The sequence below is a fragment of the Ewingella americana genome (assembly GCF_006438725.1).
Lineage (GTDB): Bacteria > Pseudomonadota > Gammaproteobacteria > Enterobacterales > Enterobacteriaceae > Ewingella > Ewingella americana_A.
Genome location: NZ_RCZD01000001.1, coordinates 525,319 through 548,940, shown reverse-complemented (window position 1 = coordinate 548,940; position 23,622 = coordinate 525,319). Strand labels below are relative to the sequence as shown.

The window sequence follows — 23,622 nt, the reverse complement described above, 5'->3', positions numbered from 1 at the left end:
GATAACGCAGTGACAACAATGTGATCATGCTCCCGTTACGAATAACCGTTGCAGACTGCTTGTCTCGGATGATAAAACCGGTAAATTGGTTATATCTTATGGTTGTCTCAGCGGAGTGGTGAGGGGAAATGACTCAGGTTTATAATTTTAGTGCTGGTCCGGCAATGATCCCGGCAGAAGTGTTGCGTCGTGCTGAACAGGAACTGTGTAACTGGCATGGGCTGGGAACGTCAGTAATGGAAATCAGCCATCGCAGTAAGGAGTTTATCCAGGTTGCAGAAGAGTCCGAACGTGATATTCGCGAGCTGATGAATATCCCTTCCAACTATAAAGTTCTGTTCTGTCATGGTGGTGCGCGCGCGCAATTTGCCGCCGTACCGATGAATTTACTGGGTGACAAAACCACTGCAGATTATATCGACGGTGGTTATTGGGCGCACAGCGCAGTTAAAGAAGCCCAAAAATATTGCACGCCAAATGTTATCAATGTGACGACTACTGTTGATGGTAAGCGTGGGATTTTGCCGATGAGTCAGTGGGCATTGAATGATGATGCCGCCTATGTTCACTACTGCCCAAATGAAACCATTGATGGTGTTGCTATAGATGAAGTGCCTGACTTTGGTGACAAAATTGTTATCGCTGACTACTCCTCCTCTATTTTATCCCGGCCTGTCGATGTCAGCCGTTTTGGTGTGATTTATGCCGGTGCGCAGAAAAATATCGGTCCTGCGGGTCTGACCCTGGTTATCGTGCGGGAAGATTTGCTCGGCAAGGCGCAAAAAGCGCTGCCGTCGATTCTTGATTACACAGTACTGGCCGAGAATGACTCGATGTTCAACACGCCGCCAACCTTCGCCTGGTATTTATCCGGGATGGTGTTTAAGTGGTTGAAAGAACAGGGGGGATTACGTGAAATGGAAAAACGGAATCAGGCAAAAGCTGAATTGCTCTATGGCACCATTGATCGCAGCGATTTTTACCGCAACGATGTAGCTGTAGCCAACCGCTCGTGGATGAACGTTCCCTTTCAGATGGCCGATGCCTCCCTGGATAAACTGTTCCTGCAACAATCTTTTGAGGCTGGCATGCACGCGCTTAAAGGCCACCGCGTAGCTGGCGGCATGCGTGCTTCAATTTATAATGCTATGCCGATTGAAGGCGTGAAGGCATTGACCGACTTTATGGCTGATTTCGAAAAACGCCACGGTTAATGTGTGTCAGAATGGCTGAGTAAGTGTGGTTTTAAAATGACCCCGGCCGGAAGTCCGGGGTCATTTTATGAATAAAAGAAAATGGAGAAAGCGTGGAATCCCTGACATTACAACCCGTTGCACTAGTTAACGGTACCATCAATTTACCTGGCTCAAAAAGTGTGTCCAACCGTGCACTTTTACTGGCTGCTTTTGCACAGGGCACGACCCGCCTGAATAATTTGCTCGACAGTGATGACGTCAGGCATATGTTAAATGCCCTCACCAAACTGGGTGTTACCTATCGCCTCTCCGCTGATCGTACACACTGTGAAATCGATGGTCTGGGTGGTGTTTTTCAGCCATCAGCGGCCCTGGAACTTTTCCTGGGTAATGCCGGTACGGCTATGCGCCCGCTTGCAGCAGCCCTTTGTCTCGGCTCGCACGATGTGGTGCTGACTGGCGAGCCGCGTATGAAAGAGCGTCCGATTGGCCATCTGGTTGATGCGTTGCGTCAGGGCGGTGCGGATGTTGAATATATTGAGCAGGAGAATTATCCGCCAGTGCGCCTGCGTGGTGGATTTAAGGGCGGCGAAGTGACCGTTGATGGCAGCGTCTCCAGCCAGTTCCTGACAGCGCTACTGATGATGGCTCCGCTGGCAGAAAATGACACCAAGATTCAAATTAAGGGCGATCTGGTTTCCAAACCATATATTGACATCACCTTAAATCTGATGAAAACCTTCGGTATTGAAGTGGAAAATCACCAATACCAGCAGTTCCGTATCACCGGTAAGCAGCAGTATGTTTCGCCAGGTACCTACCTTGTTGAAGGCGATGCTTCTTCCGCCTCCTATTTTCTTGCGGCAGCTGCGATTAAAGGCGGCACCGTGCGCGTGACGGGCATTGGCAAAAACAGCATGCAGGGCGATATCCGTTTTGCCGACGTGCTGGAACAAATGGGCGCTAAAATCAGCTGGGCTGAGGATTATATCGAGTGCACCCGCGGTGAACTGACCGGCATCGATATGGACATGAACCATATCCCTGATGCCGCGATGACCATCGCCACCGCCGCACTGTTTGCCAAAGGGCCGACGACGCTGCGCAATATTTATAACTGGCGCGTCAAAGAGACCGATCGTCTGGCGGCAATGGCGACTGAGTTACGTAAAGTTGGCGCAACAGTTGAAGAGGGCGAGGATTACATTCGCGTGGAACCGCCGCAGTCACTGACATTTGCTGAGATTGGTACCTATAACGACCACCGAATGGCAATGTGTTTCTCGCTGGTGGCGTTGTCGGATACCCCAGTGACGATCCTTGATCCGAAATGCACCGCGAAAACATTCCCCGATTATTTTGAACGGCTCGCGTCTATCAGTACGCTCGCATAGTCTATAACTATGACGGACATCGAAAGGTGTCCGTTTTTTTATGCACTTTATTGCAGGCTTGTTTGATAGGCGTAGTCTGCTTTTTCGGCAACTGAACAACGTGGGGTAACAGTTGTGATAAAGGCAGCGTATAATACCGCTCCTGAATTAGCCCTGTCGGGTTAATGATGAGGGTTTACCCCACTCAAAGGAGACTGAAATGACGGCTTTAGCCCCGGTGATCACCGTTGATGGGCCAAGTGGCGCAGGTAAAGGCACGTTGTGTAAGGCGCTGGCAGAGGCGCTCGAGTGGCGTCTGCTGGACTCGGGTGCGATCTACCGCGTTTTAGCGTTGGCTGCTTTACATCATCAGGTCGATATTGTCTCTGAAGAGGCGTTGGTACCGCTTGCCGCACACCTGGACGTTCGTTTTGTCGCTCAGGATGGGCAATTAAAAGTGATTTTAGAAGGTGAGGATGTCAGTAACGAAATCCGCACTGAAACGGTGGGTAATACGGCCTCTCAGGCTGCCGCGTTTCCGCGTGTTCGCGAAGCCTTGCTTCGCCGCCAGCGTGCTTTTCGTGAAGCGCCCGGGCTGATTGCCGATGGGCGCGACATGGGCACTGTCGTGTTTCCTGATGCACCGGTAAAAATATTTTTGGACGCCAGCTCGGAAGAGCGTGCAAACAGAAGAATGCTACAGTTGCAGGAAAAAGGCTTTAGTGTTAACTTTGAACGTCTTTTAGCCGAGATAAAGGAGCGGGATGACCGTGACCGTAATCGTGCTATTGCGCCTTTGGTCGCTGCTTCAGACGCGTTATTACTGGATTCAACCAGTATGTCGATTGACGAAGTTATCCAACGTGCGCTGGCCTATGCCACAGAAATTCTAGGATTGCCGCAAAAACAAACCCGGTAATCGAGCCGTAATTTGGTGCTGAAGAATATTCAGTGCCAGTTTTGGCTATAGTTTTTTTTAACCTCGCCGCAAGGATCTGTAGCGGGGCATTTGAAACAACCCCATCCAGCAGGACGCCAGATGGACGTTAAACTTAAGAACTTAAAGATTAACAACATGACTGAATCTTTTGCTCAACTCTTTGAAGAATCCTTAAAAACAATCGAAACCCGTCCTGGCTCCATCGTTCGTGGTGTTGTTGTGTCTATCGACAAAGATATCGTACTGGTTGACGCCGGTCTGAAATCTGAGTCTGCAATTCCGGCAGAACAATTCAAAAACGCACAGGGCGAACTGGAAATCCAGGTTGGCGACGAAGTTGATGTTGCGCTGGACGCTGTCGAAGACGGCTTCGGTGAAACTCTGCTGTCCCGTGAAAAAGCTAAACGTCATGAAGCTTGGATCACGCTGGAAAAAGCTTACGAAGAATCTGCAACTGTTACTGGTGTTATCAACGGTAAAGTTAAAGGCGGTTTCACTGTTGAGCTGAACGGTATTCGTGCGTTCCTGCCAGGTTCACTGGTAGACGTTCGTCCTGTTCGCGACACGCTGCATCTCGAAGGCAAAGATCTTGAGTTCAAAGTCATCAAACTGGACCAGAAACGCAACAACGTTGTTGTTTCTCGCCGTGCAGTAATTGAGTCTGAGAACAGCGCAGAGCGCGATCAACTGCTGGAAAACCTGCAGGAAGGCATGGAAGTTAAAGGTATCGTTAAGAACCTCACTGACTACGGTGCATTCGTTGATCTGGGCGGCGTTGATGGCCTGTTGCACATCACTGATATGGCTTGGAAACGTGTTAAACATCCAAGCGAAATCGTCAACGTTGGCGACGAAATCACTGTTAAAGTTCTGAAATTTGACCGTGAACGTACCCGTGTATCACTGGGTCTGAAACAACTGGGCGAAGATCCTTGGGTTGCTATTGCTAAACGTTATCCAGAAGGTACTAAACTGACTGGTCGCGTTACCAACCTGACTGATTACGGCTGCTTCGTAGAAATCGAAGAAGGCGTTGAAGGTCTGGTTCACGTTTCTGAAATGGATTGGACTAACAAAAACATCCACCCATCTAAAGTTGTTAACGTGGGCGATGTTGTAGAAGTGATGGTTCTGGATATCGACGAAGAACGTCGTCGTATCTCCCTGGGCCTGAAACAATGCAAATCTAACCCATGGCAGCTGTTTGCAGAAACCCACAACAAGAACGACCGTGTTGAAGGTAAAATCAAGTCAATCACTGACTTCGGTATCTTCATTGGTCTGGATGGCGGCATCGACGGCCTGGTTCACCTGTCTGACATCTCCTGGAACGTTGCAGGCGAAGAAGCAGTTCGTGAATACAAGAAAGGCGACGAAATCGCAGCTGTGGTTCTGCAGGTTGACGCAGAGCGCGAGCGCATCTCCTTGGGCGTGAAACAACTGGCTGAAGATCCGTTCAATAACTACCTGTCTACGAACAAGAAAGGTACTATTGTTACTGGTAAAGTCACAGCAGTTGACGCTAAAGGTGCTACAGTTGAATTAGCAGGCGGCGTAGAAGGTTACCTGCGTGCTTCTGAAGCTTCTCGCGACCGTATTGAAGACGCAACTCTGGTTCTGAGCGTTGGTGATGATGTTGAAGCTAAATTCACCGGTGTTGATCGTAAGAACCGCGTAGTAAGCCTGTCCGTCCGTGCTAAGGATGAGTCAGACGAGAAAGAAGCAATCGCTGTGGTTAACAACAAACCAGCAGAAGAAAGCAACTTCTCTAACGCTATGGCTGAAGCGTTCAAAGCGGCAAAAGGCGAGTAATGACGGGGGGCGGTTTCAATATCGCCCCGAAACGGTAGTTTAGCTGCAAAGCTTGGAGGTAATATGACCAAGTCTGAACTTATTGAAAGACTTGCTGGCCAGCACTCTCATGTCCCGGCGAAAGCCATTGAGGATGCAGTGAAAGAGATGCTTGAACATATGGCTGCAACTTTAGCTGATGGCGAACGCATTGAGATCCGTGGGTTTGGCAGTTTTTCTCTTCACTACCGTGCTCCGCGTGTTGGGCGTAACCCAAAAACTGGTGATAAAGTAGAGTTGGAAGGTAAATATGTTCCACACTTTAAGCCGGGTAAAGAGTTGCGTGATCGCGCGAATATTTATGGCTAAGGCTCTGGCCTGACATAAATTCTGCCTATAGCGAACCTAAAGCGGTGCCTTTTTAAGGTACCGTTTTTTTTTGCATAAAATTCAATGCCAACGTCCTTTCTTGCGCGATGTCTCGCATCCTTCACCTCTGCTGCTTGTCCCCTGCATCATGCCCAAATCATACTTGCTGCCTAAACGTCGGGTATGGAGTCCCGTCGATATCCAAGCTGAATCCGGTTGAATACGAAGACAGGGACGTCATTATGAAACTTTCAATGGATGAACTGGCGCTGGCCGTCACTGCGGGCATGCTCCCGCTGCTCATTTTACCCTCTCTGCCTTCTTTTTCGGGCTGTCTGTTGATCGCATTCTTTGCATGGGGTCTGTGGATAATCGACCACAAATTTACTCGCCTCCTTGCGATACTCCTGGTGAGCTTTGTTTGGGCTGCGTGTCAGGGGCAATATCTATTATTTCAAACCAGTGCGTTGAGTCGCGGGGATAAGGAGATTATCGCCAGCGTTCAGTCGATCAATTTAGATCGCCAAGACAAGCATCAAGTGATAATGCGTATTCGCGAAGTGGCGGGAAAGCGTGTTTTTCCGCCGATTTATTTCAGGGGCCAATGGGGAAATGCAGAGGAAAATAATTGTGCTGGGCAGGTGTGGAAATTGACAGTGAAGTTAAGGCCTGTTCATGCATCTCTTAACGAAGGCGGATTTGACTCCCAGCGCTGGGCTTTAGCAAATCATTGGCCATTACAAGGAAGAATTGAGCATGGAACGTTGCTTAATGACAAGTGCGATGCACGCCAGCGGCTTATCAGCAGTATTCAAAACGATCTGCTGGGGTTGAACAATCGCGCGGTGCTTGTGGCGCTGGCCTTTGGAGAAAAAGGACTTATCAGTCAGGAAGATAAGTCGCTGTTGCAAAAAACAGGCGTAGCGCATCTGGTTGCGATATCGGGGCTGCACATTGGTATCGCCGCGTGGATTGGCTGGTTGTTGGCGAGAGGAATACAATATCTCCTACCGCTTAAATTTATTGATTATCGTTTTCCGCTGATTGTCAGCGAAGCCACGCTGCTCATTTACACCTGGCTTGCCGGAAGCAACGCCCCCGCGCTGCGCGCTGCTCTGGCGCTTTCGTTGTGGATGACGTTACGATTTTACCGGGTCAGATGTCATCCGTGGCAAGTGTGGCTTTGGGGGATCGCCACTCTGTTACTGATGGATCCCATGAGTATTCTCTCCGACAGTTTTTGGCTTTCATGCCTGGCCGTCGCAGCGCTGATTTTTTGGTTTCAATGGGCTCCGCTTCCTGCACGATTTACCCGTCATGGCTATTGGGTAGTATTACGTTGGGGGCATTTACAGCTTGGTATGACATTGTTGCTTCTGCCTATGCAGGTAGGCCTGTTTCATGGCATCAATTATTCCTCCTTCATGGCAAACATGTGGGCAGTGCCCATTGTTTCATTATTCACCGTCCCGCTGGTTCTGCTCGGGTTGATCAGTCATGGAATATTCTCGACAGAAATTAACCAGATAATTTGGTCCGTGGCTGATCACACTCTTTCACTGGCCTTTTGGGGAGTGAAGAAATTTGCCAGTGAGTGGTTTTATTCAGGAGCTTCTGCTTTTTCCCTAACGTTCTCGGGGTGGTGCGGTGTAATGGCATGGCGTTTTGGTTGGATACAGACGAGTCCAGCGAATATCCTGATTTTGGCAGTGGTGATCACAGTTTGGCTCAATGCGAAAGCGCCTGAACGCTGGCGTGTCGATATGATCGATGTTGGCCATGGTCTGGCGATACTTATCAGCAAAAACGGCCAAGGAATTTTATACGACACGGGAAATCGCTGGGAGGGTGGCTCCGCAGCGGAGATGAATATTTTACCTTTCATCAGGTGGCGTAATATTTCGCTGGAACAAATTATTATCAGCCATGGCGATGAGGATCACCGGGGTGGTTTAGAGAGCATACAACGGGCTTTCCCTTTGGCGAGCGTTCGCGAAAGTTCAATAAGCTCACCGCTACCTTGTATCAGTGGCACACGATGGCAGTGGCAAGGGTTGACCTTTAACGTGCTGTGGCCCGATAAACTGACCAGCCGGGCGGGTAATGACGACAGCTGTGTTATCCGCATTGATGACGGGAAATTCAGGGTATTACTCACTGGTGATATTGAAGCCAGCGCTGAGCGAAGTCTCGTCTCCCGATATCATCATGAACTGGCTGCAACGTTGTTGCAGGTTCCACACCACGGCAGCAATACGTCCTCAACCGGGCCTTTCTTGCGGGCAGTCAATCCTGAAATGGCAATCGCTTCCGCTTCCCGGTTTAATCAATGGCACTTACCTGCCAAAAAAGTGGTGAGCAGATACGACCATGCCCAGCTTGGCTGGCGTGATACTTCACATTCAGGCCAGATAACGGCACTTTTTTTCGAAGATTACTGGTCTGTTAATGGTTTACGCGAACAAATATTTCCCCGCTGGTACCACGCCCGGTTTGGCGTATCCGACGATAATGAGTAGAATGGTCGGCTATCTCTATCGCAGCTGGTTAATAATGCATGATGAATGATAAAGATCTCTCCACCTGGCAGACATTCCGTCGCCTGTGGCCGATGATCACTCCTTTTAGAGCCGGGCTTATCGCTGCGGCTGTTGCGCTGGTTGCTAACGCCGCCAGTGATACGTTTATGTTATCTCTTCTGAAACCGCTTCTTGATGACGGCTTTGGTAAAGCCGATCGCTCAATTTTGCTGTGGATGCCACTGGCTGTGATCGGCCTGATGATCGTCCGTGGTATCAGTGGTTACATTTCAAGTTACTGCATCTCATGGGTCTCTGGCAAAGTGGTGATGCAAATGCGCCGCCGTCTGTTTGGACACATGATGGGGATGCCTGTCGCCTTCTTTGACCAACAGTCTACCGGGACTTTGCTGTCACGTATTACTTATGACTCTGAGCAGGTCGCGTCCTCCTCATCGAGCGCTCTGGTTACCGTGGTTCGCGAAGGTGCATCGATCATCGGACTGTTTATCCTGATGTTCTACTATAGCTGGCAGTTGTCGATCATCCTGGTGGTGATCGCGCCGATCGTATCCATCGTTATCCGGGTGGTGTCGAAGCGTTTTCGCGAAATCAGTAAAAATATGCAAAATACGATGGGGCATGTCACGACCAGCGCTGAGCAGATGCTGAAAGGGCACAAAGAAGTGCTGATTTTTGGCGGACAGAAAGTTGAAACAGAACGTTTTGACTCAGTGAGTAACCGCATGCGTCAACAAGGTATGCGTTTGGTGTCTGCGTCATCGATTTCAGACCCTATCATTCAGCTGATTGCCTCTCTGGCGCTGGCATTTGTGCTTTACGCGGCTAGTTTCCCCTCCGTTATGGAAACATTAAGTGCCGGTACTATCACTGTCGTCTTCTCCTCCATGATTGCCCTGATGCGTCCGCTGAAGTCATTAACCAACGTTAATGCCCAGTTCCAGCGCGGTATGGCAGCCTGCCAGACGCTGTTCTCCATTCTGGATATGGAACAGGAAAAAGATGACGGTAAGCGTGTTGTAGAGCGTGCGAAGGGCGACGTTGAGTTCAAAAACGTTACGTTCACCTATCCGGGCCGTGATATCCCCGCATTACGCGACGTGGCTTTCACAATCCCTGCCGGGCGCACCGTCGCACTGGTTGGTCGTTCGGGTTCAGGCAAATCGACTATCGCGAATTTGTTGACCCGTTTTTATGATATTCAGGAAGGCGAAATCCTGTTAGATGGACATGATTTACGCGATTACACGTTGTCCTCGCTGCGTAATCAGGTGGCCTTAGTGTCGCAAAATGTTCATCTTTTCAATGACACTATCGCCAATAATATTGCCTATGCCCGTACTGATGTCTTCACGCGCGAAGACATTGAGAAAGCGGCGACAATGGCATATGCGATGGACTTCATCAATAAGATGGACAACGGTTTAGATACGGTCATTGGGGAAAATGGCGTGCTACTTTCTGGTGGGCAGCGTCAGCGCATTGCCATTGCCCGCGCACTGCTACGTGACTCGCCGGTCCTTATTCTTGACGAAGCGACCTCAGCGCTTGATACCGAGTCTGAGCGTGCAATTCAGGCTGCACTTGATGAACTGCAAAAGAACCGTACTTCTCTGGTGATTGCGCACCGGCTCTCAACGATCGAAAAAGCGGATGAAATCCTGGTCATTGAGGATGGCCGTGTAGTCGAACGTGGTAATCACGTCGATTTACTCGCACAGCATGGCGTCTATGCTCAGCTTCACCGGATGCAATTTGGCCAATGATAGCGCGCATTTGGTCAGGTAAATCACCGCTTTATCTGTTGCTGTTACCTTTTGCATGGCTGTACGGGCTGATCACTTTTACGCTTCGTTACAGCTATAAAAAAGGGTGGAAGAAGAGCTGGCGCGCCCCCGTTCCGGTGGTGGTGGTCGGCAATTTAACCGCAGGCGGCAATGGTAAAACGCCGGTCGTTATCTGGCTCGTTGAAGCGTTACAACAACGTGGTTTACGTGCAGGCGTTGTTTCCCGTGGTTATGGGGGCAATGCCGCAAAGTATCCGTTGGTATTAAACAGCGCAACTACAGCAGCCGAAGCGGGCGATGAGCCTGTATTGATCTTTCAACGCACAGGTGCGCCGGTGGCGGTTTCACCGGTCCGTTCGGACGCTGTAAAAGCGCTGTTGAAAGAGAGTCATCTTGATGTGATCGTCACGGATGACGGTTTGCAACATTACGCATTACAACGAGATATTGAAGTTGTCGTGGTTGATGGTGTTCGTCGTTTTGGTAATGGCTGGTGGTTACCAGCCGGGCCAATGCGCGAACGTGCTGCGCGCTTAAGTACCGTGGATGCAGTGATCACTAATGGTGGTACTGCCCACGCGGGTGAAATTAGTATGACACTCGAAGCGGGCCTTGCCGTTAATGTACTGACCGGTGAGCAGTGTGATGTGACAGCCTTGCAAGATGTTGTAGCGATGGCCGGGATAGGGCACCCCCCGCGTTTTTTCGCCACATTAAAAAGTTTGGGTGTGGTAACTCAGGCGGAGATCGCATTCGCGGATCATCAGGACTATCAGCCCGACCAGTTAAACCCTCTCGCTTCGCCAGATCAGACACTGTTAATGACAGAAAAAGATGCAGTGAAATGCAGGTTGTTTGCCCAGCCACATTGGTGGTACCTACCTGTTAATGCGCGCATATCGCCAGATGAATCTGGAAATCTGTTTGCTAAAATAGACCAAGTGATATTGCGTAAATAAACGTGTTTCCAGGCACGGCATGTTTTCTTTTACACCCTTTGGTGCATTTAATTTTCTGTGGAACTTTTTATAATTCCCTGATTTTAATCATAAAAATTTTAACGCTGCTGTGCTTAATCTCTCCTTTAGTAAATCGACTTGCTATTTGTTTTTACTTATGAGTAAATGTCTAACGGCCTGTGATACAGAGCTATTTATGTACGAGTATTAGAGTCAGGTAGTTCCTCCCAAGACGTTATCTAATGATGCCGCTTCAAAGACGAACCTTCTAAGTCCCTCCCATAAGTATTCAATCTTATCGATTGGCCCTGATTGCCTTATGGCAGATCTTTTTGATGTCTCCATTAAAAAGAAAACTATTTTCACAATCGCTCATTAGAGGTTTTTATAAAAAAATAACTTTAGTATGGGCAAGCGCATCCGAACAATAATAAAAAGCGTGTTCATGGATGCCCAAATAAAGGATTTACAATTATGATGTTAAAAATGGGTTTAGTTAAGTGGTACAACCAAGCCAAAGGTTATGGTTTTATCTGCCCTCTTGATGGTTCGTCTGAAATTTATGTTCAACGCGCCTCAATTGCCAATACGGGTAATAAGTCTTTGAATGCAGGTCAGCGTGTAGAGTTCACAACCTACCGCAGCGTAGTTCACGGCCCGGCAGCTGCCGACGTGATTGCCTTCTAAGTCTGGATTTACCTCTGATCTCAGCGTGTAAAATTTACGCTCTGGGCAAAATATGCTATCGGTATCTGTAAGATGATTGTCATTAACGGATACCGATATGTCTCACCCAGTTATACCTCTTTCTGCCGCCCGAACGTTGCACCTTGCTGCACAACAGTTACAACACCCTCTAAAGCGTAAACCTGCTCGCGAAGATCTGATCTCGGCCATTAGTACGATGGCGCTGCTGCAAATTGACACCATCAGCGTGGTGGCTCGCAGCCCTTATCTGGTGCTGTTCAGCCGGTTGGGGCATTATCCTCCCGAATGGTTGGAGGAGGCACTGGCTGCAGGAAAACTCTTCGAGTATTGGGCACATGAAGCCTGTTTCATTCCAATCGACGATTATCGGTTACTACGACACCGGATGCTGCAGCCAGAAAATATGGGCTGGAAATACTCCCAGGCATGGTTTGATACCCATCAGGAAGACATTGCTATTCTGATTCGTCATATAGCGGATAATGGCCCGGTACGTTCTGCAGATTTCAATGCCGAAAAACGCTCGACCAGTGGCTGGTGGGATTGGAAGCCGCATAAAAAGCATCTCGAAACGCTGTTTACCGCAGGAAAATTGATGGTGGTAGAGAGACGTAATTTCCATCGTGTTTATGATCTGGCAGAAAGGGTATTGCCTGACTGGAACGATGCAACGCAGGCATTATCTCAGGCCGATGCGGAATTTCAGATGTTGCGTCGTTCGGCTCAAAGCCTCGGTTTTTTTAAGGCTGAATGGCTGGCCGATTATTACCGCTTAAAGCGCGTAAAAACCGCTGATGTAGTCAAGGATTTACTGCAACGTGGTGAAATCACGAGGGTGAATGTCGAGGGGATCGAGGGTGAGTGTTATGTGCATCAGGCGCAGTACCCTTTGTTACAGCAGGCGCTAGATGGACGAATTAGTTCCACGGTGACGACCCTGCTTTCACCTTTCGATCCAGTTGTCTGGGACCGCAAGCGTGCACTGACGTTGTTTAATTTTGACTACCGTCTGGAGTGCTATACCCCAGAAGCAAAGCGTCAGTTTGGCTATTTTACTTTGCCGATTTTACAGCGTGGTGAATTGATTGGTCGAGTAGATGCCAAGATTCATCGCAAGGAAAAAATTTTTGAAGTTAAAGCGTTACACCTGGAAGCGGGTCTGAAAATCAGTCCACGTCGAGTCAAAGACCTGACCGATGCGTTTAGCCGCTGCGCACTGTGGCACGGAGCACAGGAAATCAGGACAGGTAAACTTCCTGAAACGCTGCACGCTTGCTGGGGAAAGGGCTGGTCTCTACTTCAAGACGTGAAATAATGTAAAACAAAACGGCCACATTCAGTGGCCGTTCTTTCACGATGAATGCAGGTGAAGCCAGTATTAGTTACTGAAGTTCGCGAACATTGAGATGATTTTGTTGATCAGTTTCATTTTTACTCTCATAATTTGATTTGTTTTTGTGATGCAGGTCACATTAAAAATTCTACGCCGCTATAAACCTGTTTGCAATATTATCGTAACCAACATCCCAATATTTTTTTCTTAACACTCTCGCAACCCTTACCTGCCGCTTCCCGATTAACGACCTGTTACGGCTTATGGTATTCTCGGCACCCTAAAGGTTTATCTCAAAAAAACATTGCTGCATTGGGCTGCTTGCCATGTGGGCAATCTCGGGGAGGAAGTATGGATCATCGTTTACTCGAAATAGTCGCTTGTCCTGTCTGTACCGGTAAGCTCTACTTCAACAAAGAATCGCAAGAGTTAGTGTGCAAAGTGGACGGGCTCGCTTTCCCGGTTCGCGACGGCATTCCGGTGTTGTTAGAAACAGAAGCCCGCGCGCTATCAGCTGACGAGACGCATCCATGAGTTTCATTGTTATCATTCCCGCTCGCTTTGCCTCCAGCCGTTTGCCCGGCAAGCCTTTGGCTGATATCAACGGAAAGCCGATGGTGATCCATGTAATGGAGCGCGCTCTGGAATCGGGTGCCGATCGCGTCATTGTGGCGACGGACCATCCTGATGTATTCAGCGCTGTACAGGCGGCGGGGGGCGAAGCATGTATGACCCGCGCCGATCATCAGTCCGGTACTGAACGTCTGGCGGAGGTCATCGAGCACTACGGTTTTACTGATGAAGATATCATCGTGAACGTACAGGGCGATGAGCCACTGGTGCCTCCGCTGATTATCCGTCAGGTCGCAGAAAATTTGGCGTCTTGTGAAGCAGGTATGGCTACGCTAGCCGTGCCGATTAGCAGCGCTGAAGAAGCGTTCAATCCGAATGCGGTGAAAGTGGTGATGGACATCAATGGCTACGCCCTTTATTTCTCGCGTGCGGCCATTCCCTGGGAACGGGAGCGTTTTGCCAAATCGAAAGAGAGCGTGGGCGACACTTTCCTACGTCATATTGGTATTTACGCTTATCGTGCCGGTTTCGTCAGGCGTTATGTCTCCTGGGCGCCGAGTCAGCTGGAAAATATTGAACTGCTCGAGCAACTGCGCGTACTCTGGTACGGTGAAAAAATTCACGTTGCGGTTGCTAAAGCCATTCCTTCTGTCGGTGTCGATACACCCGAAGATTTGCAGCGTGTACGTGAATTCTTCGATCACTAAATAAAGCCTGTAACCGTGAGTTTCCGTTACCGGCACTGATACGGAATGTCATTGCGACATTCCGGCTTTTCCCTTATGCATCCAGCCACATCGCCTTTCTATTGTTACCCAGGCAAATTTATGCCGTTTTCCTTGATCTGAAACGGAGAAATCCCCGGGTAATGCTTCCATCATGACCCAGAGCCCATTCACTACAGTGCAATGATTATGGAACAGCTGAAAGCCGAATTAAGTCTCGTCCTGGGAGAGCGTATCTCTCGTCTCGAATGTGTCAGCGAACAACCCTATGCCCATCTGTTTGCCATTTATGATGAGCAGGGGCATGCGATGTCGCTGCTGGCGAAGAGTTTTACCTGTGCAGGTATTGCCGCGCAGGAAGCTTATAAGTTGTCGATGCTGGCTCGCGAGGGTGTTACCAGGGTGCCGACGATATTTGGCATGGTGACTACACGTCAGCCCCCTTATAAAGAGATCCTACTGATTGAGCGTCTGCGCGGTGTCTCTGCCGAAGCGCCGACCCGCACCCCACAGCGCTGGAATGTGCTGATGGAGCAAATTGTCGAGGGTTTGCTGGCATGGCATCGTATTGATAGCCACGGTTGCGTCGGTACGGTCGACAGCACACAGGAAAATAACTGGACGGCGTGGTATCAGCAACGGGTAGAAGTGCTGTGGGCCTCGGCAACTAACCTACAGTCCGGCATTCTCACGCAGGATGACCGCACGTTGCTGTTTCGTGCCCGAGCCAGCATGAACGACTTATTTGCTGACTTCGATGACAACCCGGTTCTGGTACATGGCAATGTGTCATTGCGCAGCTTGTTGAAAGATCCGCGCAGTGACCAGCTACTGGCGATGATCAATCCGGGAACTGTATTGTGGGCACCGCGCGAGTTCGATCTGTTTCGCCTGTGGGAAAAGGGCATGAGCGAAGAACTGCTGTTCAGCTACTTACAGCGTGCGCCAGTCTCTGACACTTTCCTCGCCAGACGCTGGCTCTATATTATCTGGGAATCTGTCTCTCATCTGATTCATACCGGGCAATTTGACCGGCGCGCCTTTGACTATGCGCGCCAGCAGCTGTTGCCGTGGCTGAACTGAGCTTACTCCGGCGGGCTGCCTCGCAGCCATTGCCAGACTCTTCCCATGCTTTCATACCAAACGCGCTCGCTGTGCGATAAGAACTGAGGGCTTGGCAATATTCTCTCCCACGGATTCAGCGGGGAGTCAATCGCCAGCTGGTTAGCGGGAGCCGGTATTGGTGTCAGTCCTTGCTCATGGAAGAAAATCATGGCGCGCGGCAGATGATTAGCGGAGGTCACCAACACCATCGGTTGTTGCCCAATCAGCGCTTTGACCTGCTTGGCTTCCTGCTGCGTATCGCGCGGCGTATCCACTTTTAGGATATCACTTTCCGGCACACCCAGGCTTATCGCCACTTTAGCCGCGACTTCCGCCGAACTCACCGGATTAGTCACGGCTTTTCCGCCGGTAAAAATCATTTTTGCTCCCGGATTCAGCCGGTAAATGCGGATCCCTTCCGTCACGCGCGGCAAGCTGTTGTTGATCAGATTCGAGCTGGGGGCCCACTCGGCGTTATAGGTATAGCCGCCACCGAGTACCACAATATATTTCACCGGCTCTGCCGTGTTCGGCTGATAAGTGGGGTAGGTGTTTTCGAGCGGACTCAGCAGGCTATCGGCGACGGGTTGCAGGCTCAGCAAGGCCAGAATCAACCAACTCAATAAAAAACAGACTTTGCCGGCCTTCTGCCAACGGGTAAACCACAGCAAAACCAACGCGAATGCCATCAGCAATAATAAAAACGGCAAAGGCAGTAACAACCCACCAACAGTTTTTTTGAGCATAAACAGCATCTGAAAGCGCTCCTTTTGAGTGAAAAAACGGCATCCGGGAATGAATCCACGTCAGGATGATTTATTCTATGTCAGCCTGTGCCAAAATAGCAGGCTGGTCGGTCAGTCCGCCATGAGCAATCAACTCATTTCTTCTTCTCGCAGCAGGTGTCATTCCATGCAGGATCGCAATTTCGACGATATTGCTGAAAAATTTTCGCGCAATATCTACGGCACGACGAAAGGACGAATTCGTCAGGCGGTGCTGGGGCAGGATTTACAGCAGTTGATCGCAACACTGCCCGACCGCCCGCTGCGCATTCTGGATGCTGGCGGTGGTGAAGGGCAAATGGCGTGTGAACTGGCCGCTTTAGGACATCAGGTCTTGTTGTGTGATCTGTCAGGTGAGATGATCCGCCGCGCCAAAGTGGCTGCCGATGAAAAAGGTGTGAGCGGGAACATGCAATTTGTACAATGTCCGGCTCAGAACATCGCACAGCATTTGGAACACCCAGTTGATCTGATATTGTTCCACGCGGTGATCGAATGGCTGGCGGAACCGCAACCGGCATTACAAGCATTAACCGAATGCCTCGCGCCCGGTGGCGCGCTGTCGCTGATGTTTTACAATATCCACGGTCTGGTCATGCGGCACATGATTTTGGGTAATTTCGGCCACGTTGAGGCTGGCGTTCCAAAAATAAAAAAAAGTTCGCTGTTGCCCGATCACCCGCTGGAACCCCAACAGGTCTACCAATGGCTTGACGATCTGGGCATGCAGATCTGCGGCAAGACGGGTGTCCGGGTATTCCACGATTACCTGCGTAACAGGCAACAACATAAACAGGATTTTGACGAGCTCTTGGCGCTGGAGCAGCGCTATTGCCGACAGGAACCTTTTGTTAGTTTGGGACGTTACATCCACGTGATGGCGCACAAACCCAATCTGAAGGACGAATCATGAGTGAATTTTCCCAGACTGTACCCGAACTGGTCGCCTGGGCACGCAAAAATGACTTCTCAATTTCGCTGCCAACGGAGAGGCTGGCCTTTCTTCTGGCGATCGCTACGCTCAATGGTGAGCGCCTTGATGGGGAAATGAGTGAAGGTGAACTGGTTGATGCGTTCCGTCACGTAAGCAAAGGCTTCGAGCAGACGCATGAAACTGTCACCGTACGTGCCAATAACGCCATTAATGACATGGTGCGTCAGCGTTTACTCAATCGTTTTGTCAGTGAACTGGCTGATGGCAATGCCATCTATCGTTTAACCCCGCTGGGAATTGGCATTACCGACTACTATATTCGCCAGCGCGAATTTTCCACATTGCGACTCTCTATGCAGTTGTCTATCGTGGCGCAGGAACTTAAGCGTGCGGCGGATGCCGCCGAAGAGGGCGGCGACGAATTTCACTGGCACCGCAACGTTTTCGCCCCGCTCAAGTACTCCGTGGCTGAGATCTTTGACAGTATCGATCTGACCCAAAGGATCATGGACGAACAGCAGCAGGGTGTAAAAGATGACATCGCTTCACTGCTCAATAAAGACTGGCGTGCGGCTATTTCAAGCTGTGAAATGTTATTGTCTGAAACCTCCGGTACGCTACGTGAACTGCAAGATACGCTGGAAGCCGCAGGCGACTTACTCCAGGCGCATTTACTGCGTATTCAGGAGTACACCCTGGGCGACGGCGAGCTGGGTTTTGTCGACAAACTGGTGTTTGATCTGCAAAGTAAGCTTGACCGTATAACCAGTTGGGGCCAGCAGGCGATTGACCTCTGGATTGGCTACGATCGCCACGTCCACAAATTTATTCGTACTGCCATCGACATGGATAAAAACCGCGTCTTTGCGCAACGTTTACGCCAGTCGGTGCAAAACTATTTCGACCAGCCCTGGACTCTGACGTTTGCCAATGCTGAACGTCTGCTGGATATGCGTGACGAAGAGCTGGCTTTGCGCAGTGAGGAAGTGACCGGGGAATTACCGCCGGATCTCGAGTACGAAGAGTTCAGTGAAATACGTGAACAACTTACCGCGTTGATTGAACAGGCATTGCTGGTTTATCAACAACAGAAGACGCCACTCAACCTGGGAACCGTGATGCGTGATTATCTCGAGCAGTATCCGCGTGCGCGGCATTTTGACGTAGCGCGAATTGTAGTCGACCAGGCCGTGCGCCTTGGTGTGGCTGAAGCAGATTTTTCAGGGTTGCCAGCCGAATGGCAGGCAATCAATGATTTCGGAGCCAAGGTGCAGGCCCATGTCATCGACAAATATTGAACACATAATGCCAGCTAAGCTGGCGCAGGCGTTGGCAAATTCCCTCTTTCCTGCTCTGGACAGTCAGCTTCGTTCTGGCCGTCACATTGGCATTGATGAATTGGATAACCACGCCTTCCTGATGGACTATCAGGAAGAATTAGAGCTGTTTTACCATCGTTACAGCGTTGAACTGATCCGTGCGCCGGAAGGATTCTTTTACCTGCGCCCGCGTTCAACCACCCTTATTCCGCGCTCGGTGCTTTCCGAACTGGATATGATGGTTGGCAAAATTCTCTGCTATCTGTACCTCAGCCCTGAGCGGCTGGCACATGAGGGTATTTTTACCCAGCAGGAGTTATACGACGAGCTGTTAAGTCTGGCGGACGAATCTAAGTTGATGAAATACGTCAACCAGCGTTCCACCGGTTCGGATCTGGACCGTCAGAAACTGCAGGATAAGGTCAGAACCTCACTCAATCGCCTGCGCCGTCTGGGCATGGTGTGGTTTATGGGTGCTGACAGCACCAAATTCCGTATCACCGAAGCGGTGTTTCGTTTCGGCGCTGACGTGCGCAGCGGTGATGATGCCCGCGAAGCACAGTTGCGGATGATCCGCGACGGTGAAGCGATGCCGATTGAAAATGCCCTGTCGCTCAATGATGAAAATGATGACGGTGAACCGCAGGCAGAGCATGGAAATGAGAGCGCAGAGGATGAACAGGAATGATTGAACGCGGTAAATTTCGCTCACTGACGCTGGTTAACTGGAACGGTTTTTTTGCCCGGACATTTGACCTTGATGCGTTGGTGACTACGCTTTCCGGCGGTAACGGTGCCGGTAAATCCACCACCATGGCAGCGTTCGTCACGGCGCTCATCCCCGATTTGACCTTGCTGCATTTCCGTAACACCACGGAAGCAGGCGCCACCTCGGGTTCACGCGACAAAGGCCTGCACGGTAAATTGCGTGCGGGCGTCTGTTATTCGACGCTGGACGTGGTTAACTCTCGCCATCAGCGGGTGATCGTCGGCGTGCGCCTGCAACAGGTTGCCGGGCGTGACCGCAAAGTGGACATCAAACCCTTCACCATTCAGGGCTTGCCAACGTCGATTCAACCGACCGAAATCCTCACGGAAACCGTGGGTGAACGTCAGGCGCGCGTGCTCTCTTTGCAGGAACTGAAAGACAACGTCGAAGCGATGGAAGGGGTACAGTTCAAGCAGTTCAACTCCATTACTGACTACCACTCGCTGATGTTCGACCTGGGTGTTATCCCGCGCCGCCTGCGCACGGCCTCGGATCGCAGCAAATTTTACCGTCTGATTGAAGCCTCGCTGTATGGCGGTATCTCCAGTGCCATTACCCGCTCTCTGCGTGACTACTTGTTGCCGGAAAACAGCGGCGTGCGTAAAGCCTTCCAGGATATGGAAGCCGCATTGCGCGAAAACCGCATGACGCTGGAAGCCATTCGCGTTACCCAGTCTGACCGTGATCTGTTTAAGCATCTGATTTCAGAAGCCACTTCGTACGTTGCTGCGGACTACATGCGTCATGCTAACGATCGTCGTATTCATCTCGACGGCGCCCTGGTTTTGCGAAATGACTTACTGAGTAGCCGCAAACAGCTTTCCAGTGAGCAGTATCGCCATGTTGAAATGGCACGTGAACTGGCCGAGCAGAGCGGTTCACAAAGCGATTTGGAAACTGACTATCAGGCGGCCAGTGATCACCTGAGTCTGGTGCAGACCGCGATGCGTCAGCAGGAAAAAATCGAGCGCTACGAAGGCGATCTCGAAGAGCTGACCTATCGCCTCGAAGAACAAAATGAAGTGGTGGCCGAAGCCGGTGAACTGCACACTGAGCATGAAGCGCGCGCGGAAGCCGCTGAACTCGAAGTCGATGAACTCAAAAGCCAGCTGGCCGATTATCAGCAGGCGCTGGATGTACAGCAAACTCGTGCCATTCAGTATCAGCAGGCGCTGCATGCTATCGAACGTGCCCGCGAACTGTGCCAGATCCCCGATCTGACAATTCAAAACAGCGAAGAGTGGCTGGAAACCTTCCAGAGCAAAGAGCAAGAAACGACAGACATCTTGCTGATGTTGGAACAGAAAATGAGCGTGGCCGATGCCGCGCACAGCCAGTTCGAAAATGCTTATCAACTGGTGGTGAAAATCGCCGGTGAAGTCAGCCGCAGTGAAGCCTGGCAAACCGCCCGAGAACTGTTGCGTGACTGGTCTGCCCAGCAGCATCAGGCCGAACGTGTTGAGCCACTGCGTATGCGCCTTACCGAGTTGGAAGGACGTCTGCGCGAGCAGCAGGATGCTGAGCGTCAGTTGCAGGAGTTCTGCAAGCGCACCGGGCAAGACGTACATCCTGAAGATCTTGATGAACTGCAACGCGAACTCGACGTACAGATTGAAGAGTTGTCTTTGGTCGTTTCCCAGGCTGGCGAACGCCGTATGGAAATGCGTCAGGAACTCGAACAAGTTCAGTCGCGCATTCGTGAACTGACGGCTCGTGCTCCTGTCTGGCTGGCCGCACAGGAAGCCCTCAGCCAGTTGAGCGAGCAAAGCAAAGAACCGCTGGAAAGCAGCCAGCAGGTGACTGAGCATATGCAGCAACTGCTGGAAAGCGAGCGCGAAACCACGGTTGAACGTGATGAAGTCGCGGCAAAAAAACGCCGTATTGAAGGGCAGATAACCCGACTTAGCCAGCCAAGCGGTGCTGAAGATTCTCGCATGATTGCCCTGGCGGAACGCTTTGGTGGCGTGCTTCTGTCAGAAATTTATGATGACGTGACCATTGACGATGCGCCGTACTTCTCCGCGTTGTACGGTCCGTCACGCCATGCCATCGTCGTGCCTGACTTATCACGCATTCGCGATCAGCTCGATGGCCTGGATGATTGCCCTGAAGATTTATATCTGATTGAAGGGGATCCGCAGTCCTTTGATGACAGCGTATTTGCCGTCGAAGAGTTACCTGGCGCAGTCCTGGTGAAAAGTGGTGAGCGCCAGTGGCGTTATTCCCATTTCCCTCAGGTGCCGCTGTTTGGCCGTGCGGCGCGTGATAACCGACTCGAGACGCTCAATAAAGAGCGTGAAACACTTTCCGAGCGTTATGCCAACCTGTCGTTTGATGTGCAGAAAATTCAGCGAGTGCATCAGGCCTTCAGCCGTTTTATCGGCAGCCACCTGGCCGTCGCGTTTGATGCCGATCCAGAGGCTGATATTCGTAGCCTGAGTGCCCGCCGTGGTGAGCTGGAACGTGCGCTTAATGCACATGAAGGTGCAAATCAGCAGCAGCGCCAACAGTATGAACAGGCAAAAGACGCCTTCACGATGCTCAATAAGCTGCAACCGCGCGTTGGTCTGCTGTGTGATGAGACGCTGATTGATCGTGTTGAGGAATTGCGTGAAGAGCTGGAAGAGGCGCAGGACTCTGCCCGCTTTATCCAGCAGCACAGTGCTTCGCTGACCAAGCTGGAGCCGCTGGTATCTGTATTACAAAGCGACCCGGAACAGCATGAACAGTTAAAAGAAGATTATGCTCAGGCGCAGCACGCTCAGCGTCTGGCCAAACAACAGGCCTTCTCGCTGACCGAAGTGGTTCAGCGCCGTGCGCATTTCGGTTATACCGATTCTGCCGGCATGCTGACTGAAAACTCAGATTTGAATGACAAACTGCGCCAGCGTCTCGAACATGCTGAAGCGGAACGTACTCGTGCCCGTGACCTGTTGCGCCAGCATCAGGCCCAGTTCACCCAGTACAGCCAGGTGCTAGCGTCACTTAAAAGCTCGTTTGATGCCAAGCGTGACATGCTCAAAGAGTTGGGGCAGGAGTTGCAGGACATCGGTGTTCAGGCCGATGCCAATGCGGAAGCGCGCGCTAAATTGCGCCGTGACGAACTGCATGCAGCGTTGAGCACCAACCGTTCGCGTTGCAACCAGCTGGAAAAACAGATCACTTTCTGCGAAGCCGAAATGGACAACTTGCAGAAGAAATTACGCAAACTAGAACGCGATTACCATCAGAGCCGCGAACAGGTAGTGACGGCAAAAGCGGGCTGGTGTGCCGTGATGCGTCTGGTGAAAGATAACGGTGTTGAGCGCCGTCTACACCGCCGCGAGCTGGCCTACATGGACGGCGATGAGTTGCGCTCGATGTCGGATAAATCACTCGGTGCCTTGCGTCTGGCGGTGGCAGATAACGAACATCTGCGTGACGTGCTGCGACTTTCTGAGGATCCGAAGCGTCCTGAACGTAAAATCCAGTTCTACATTGCCGTTTATCAGCATCTGCGCGAACGTATCCGCCAGGATATTATTCGGACCGATGACCCGGTTGAAGCCATTGAGCAGATGGAGATCGAACTGGGCCGTCTGACCGAAGAACTGACCGCACGCGAACAGCAACTGGCGCTAAGCTCAAAAAGCGTAGCGAACATTATTCGCAAAACCATTCAACGCGAGCAGAACCGTATTCGCCAACTGAACCAAGGCCTGCAGGCCGTGGCCTTTGGTCAGGTGAAGAGTGTACGGCTTAACGTTAATGTGCGTGAAGCACATGCCGGATTACTCGATGTGCTGTCTGAGCAGCAAGAACAACATCAGGATCTGTTCAGCAGCAACCGTCTGACCTTCTCGGAAGCGCTGGCTAAACTTTATCAGCGTCTGAATCCACAAATCGATATGGGCCAGCGTACGCCGCAGACCATCGGTGAAGAGCTGCTCGACTACCGCAACTATCTGGAGATGGAAGTGGAAGTTAACCGTGGATCTGACGGCTGGTTGCGTGCAGAGAGCGGTGCACTTTCTACTGGTGAAGCTATCGGGACCGGTATGTCGATTCTGGTGATGGTGGTGCAGAGCTGGGAGGAAGAGTCGAGCCGTATGCGCGGTAAAGATATCTCGCCTTGCCGTTTACTGTTCCTTGATGAAGCAGCGCGACTGGATGCCAAATCTATTGCCACGCTGTTCGAACTCTGTGATCGACTGGAGATGCAGTTGATTATCGCTGCCCCTGAAAACATCAGCCCAGAGAAAGGCACCACCTATAAACTGGTGCGTAAAGTATTCAATAATCATGAACATGTCCATGTGGTGGGTTTACGCGGTTTTGCCGCCGAGCAGCCCGCGATCGTCAATACTGAGGCGGGCAGTTCCTGAGTCGAAAACCGCAGCTGTAACACGTTGATACTGAAAAGCCCCGCATGCGGGGC

The 23,622-nt window shown here is 50.9% G+C and carries 18 protein-coding genes; 17 read left to right on the top strand and 1 reads right to left on the bottom strand.

Annotation, left to right across the window (positions count from 1 at the left end; all coding sequences use genetic code 11):
• Positions 1-128 precede the first annotated feature (128 nt).
• From serC to EAH77_RS02335, 13 genes are all read left to right on the top strand, one after another.
• Positions 129-1,214 (top strand): 3-phosphoserine/phosphohydroxythreonine transaminase, encoded by a 1,086-nt coding sequence (gene serC, locus EAH77_RS02395; protein ID WP_140470191.1) that lies wholly within the window; start codon positions 129-131, stop codon positions 1,212-1,214.
• Positions 1,215-1,306: 92 nt separating this feature from the next.
• Positions 1,307-2,590: a 3-phosphoshikimate 1-carboxyvinyltransferase gene (aroA, locus tag EAH77_RS02390; protein ID WP_140470190.1), complete on the top strand. Its 1,284-nt coding sequence runs from the start codon at positions 1,307-1,309 to the stop codon at positions 2,588-2,590.
• 199 nt (positions 2,591-2,789) lie between these two features.
• The gene (gene cmk, locus EAH77_RS02385; protein WP_140470189.1) at positions 2,790-3,488 is read left to right on the top strand and encodes a (d)CMP kinase; all 699 of its coding nucleotides are present in this window, start codon (positions 2,790-2,792) and stop codon (positions 3,486-3,488) included.
• A gap of 120 nt (positions 3,489-3,608) precedes the next feature.
• On the top strand, positions 3,609-5,321 hold the full coding sequence (rpsA, locus tag EAH77_RS02380) for a 30S ribosomal protein S1 (protein WP_140470188.1): 1,713 nt from the start codon (positions 3,609-3,611) through the stop codon (positions 5,319-5,321).
• Positions 5,322-5,384: 63 nt separating this feature from the next.
• Positions 5,385-5,669: an integration host factor subunit beta gene (gene ihfB / locus EAH77_RS02375; protein WP_140470187.1), complete on the top strand. Its 285-nt coding sequence runs from the start codon at positions 5,385-5,387 to the stop codon at positions 5,667-5,669.
• Positions 5,670-5,911: 242 nt separating this feature from the next.
• The gene (locus EAH77_RS02370) at positions 5,912-8,188 is read left to right on the top strand and encodes a ComEC family protein (protein WP_140470186.1); all 2,277 of its coding nucleotides are present in this window, start codon (positions 5,912-5,914) and stop codon (positions 8,186-8,188) included.
• Positions 8,189-8,226: 38 nt separating this feature from the next.
• On the top strand, positions 8,227-9,975 hold the full coding sequence (gene msbA / locus EAH77_RS02365; protein WP_140470185.1) for a lipid A ABC transporter ATP-binding protein/permease MsbA: 1,749 nt from the start codon (positions 8,227-8,229) through the stop codon (positions 9,973-9,975).
• Positions 9,972-10,955: a tetraacyldisaccharide 4'-kinase gene (lpxK, locus tag EAH77_RS02360; protein ID WP_140470184.1), complete on the top strand. Its 984-nt coding sequence runs from the start codon at positions 9,972-9,974 to the stop codon at positions 10,953-10,955. Before msbA ends, lpxK begins: the two co-directional genes overlap by 4 nt.
• A 474-nt stretch (positions 10,956-11,429) precedes the next feature.
• Complete coding sequence (locus EAH77_RS02355) at positions 11,430-11,642, top strand: cold-shock protein (protein ID WP_140470183.1); 213 nt, start codon at positions 11,430-11,432, stop codon at positions 11,640-11,642.
• Between the two features lie 97 nt (positions 11,643-11,739).
• Complete coding sequence (locus EAH77_RS02350; protein ID WP_140470182.1) at positions 11,740-12,978, top strand: winged helix-turn-helix domain-containing protein; 1,239 nt, start codon at positions 11,740-11,742, stop codon at positions 12,976-12,978.
• Between the two features lie 369 nt (positions 12,979-13,347).
• Positions 13,348-13,530: a Trm112 family protein gene (locus EAH77_RS02345; RefSeq protein ID WP_140470181.1), complete on the top strand. Its 183-nt coding sequence runs from the start codon at positions 13,348-13,350 to the stop codon at positions 13,528-13,530.
• Positions 13,527-14,276: a 3-deoxy-manno-octulosonate cytidylyltransferase gene (gene kdsB, locus EAH77_RS02340; protein WP_140470180.1), complete on the top strand. Its 750-nt coding sequence runs from the start codon at positions 13,527-13,529 to the stop codon at positions 14,274-14,276. Before EAH77_RS02345 ends, kdsB begins: the two co-directional genes overlap by 4 nt.
• 207 nt (positions 14,277-14,483) lie before the next feature.
• Positions 14,484-15,377: a YcbJ family phosphotransferase gene (locus EAH77_RS02335; protein WP_140470179.1), complete on the top strand. Its 894-nt coding sequence runs from the start codon at positions 14,484-14,486 to the stop codon at positions 15,375-15,377.
• 2 nt (positions 15,378-15,379) lie between these two features.
• Here the strand turns inward: EAH77_RS02335 and elyC are convergent, their stop codons facing one another.
• Positions 15,380-16,153, bottom strand: a complete 774-nt coding sequence (gene elyC, locus EAH77_RS02330) for an envelope biogenesis factor ElyC (protein ID WP_140470178.1) — start codon at positions 16,151-16,153, stop codon at positions 15,380-15,382.
• 157 nt (positions 16,154-16,310) lie between these two features.
• On the opposite strand from elyC, the gene cmoM reads away from it, so the two are divergent.
• The 4 genes from cmoM to mukB are packed head-to-tail and all read left to right on the top strand — an operon-like array spanning position 16,311 to position 23,569.
• Positions 16,311-17,096 carry a tRNA uridine 5-oxyacetic acid(34) methyltransferase CmoM gene (gene cmoM, locus EAH77_RS02325; RefSeq protein WP_140470177.1) on the top strand — a complete coding sequence of 262 codons (786 nt, stop codon included), beginning with the start codon at positions 16,311-16,313 and terminating at the stop codon, positions 17,094-17,096.
• Entirely contained in the window at positions 17,093-18,415 is a 1,323-nt protein-coding gene (mukF, locus tag EAH77_RS02320) for a chromosome partition protein MukF (RefSeq protein ID WP_140470176.1), read from the top strand. Before cmoM ends, mukF begins: the two co-directional genes overlap by 4 nt.
• On the top strand, positions 18,396-19,124 hold the full coding sequence (mukE, locus tag EAH77_RS02315; protein WP_140470175.1) for a chromosome partition protein MukE: 729 nt from the start codon (positions 18,396-18,398) through the stop codon (positions 19,122-19,124). Before mukF ends, mukE begins: the two co-directional genes overlap by 20 nt.
• The gene (gene mukB / locus EAH77_RS02310) at positions 19,121-23,569 is read left to right on the top strand and encodes a chromosome partition protein MukB (protein WP_140470174.1); all 4,449 of its coding nucleotides are present in this window, start codon (positions 19,121-19,123) and stop codon (positions 23,567-23,569) included. Before mukE ends, mukB begins: the two co-directional genes overlap by 4 nt.
• Positions 23,570-23,622: the final 53 nt, after the last annotated feature.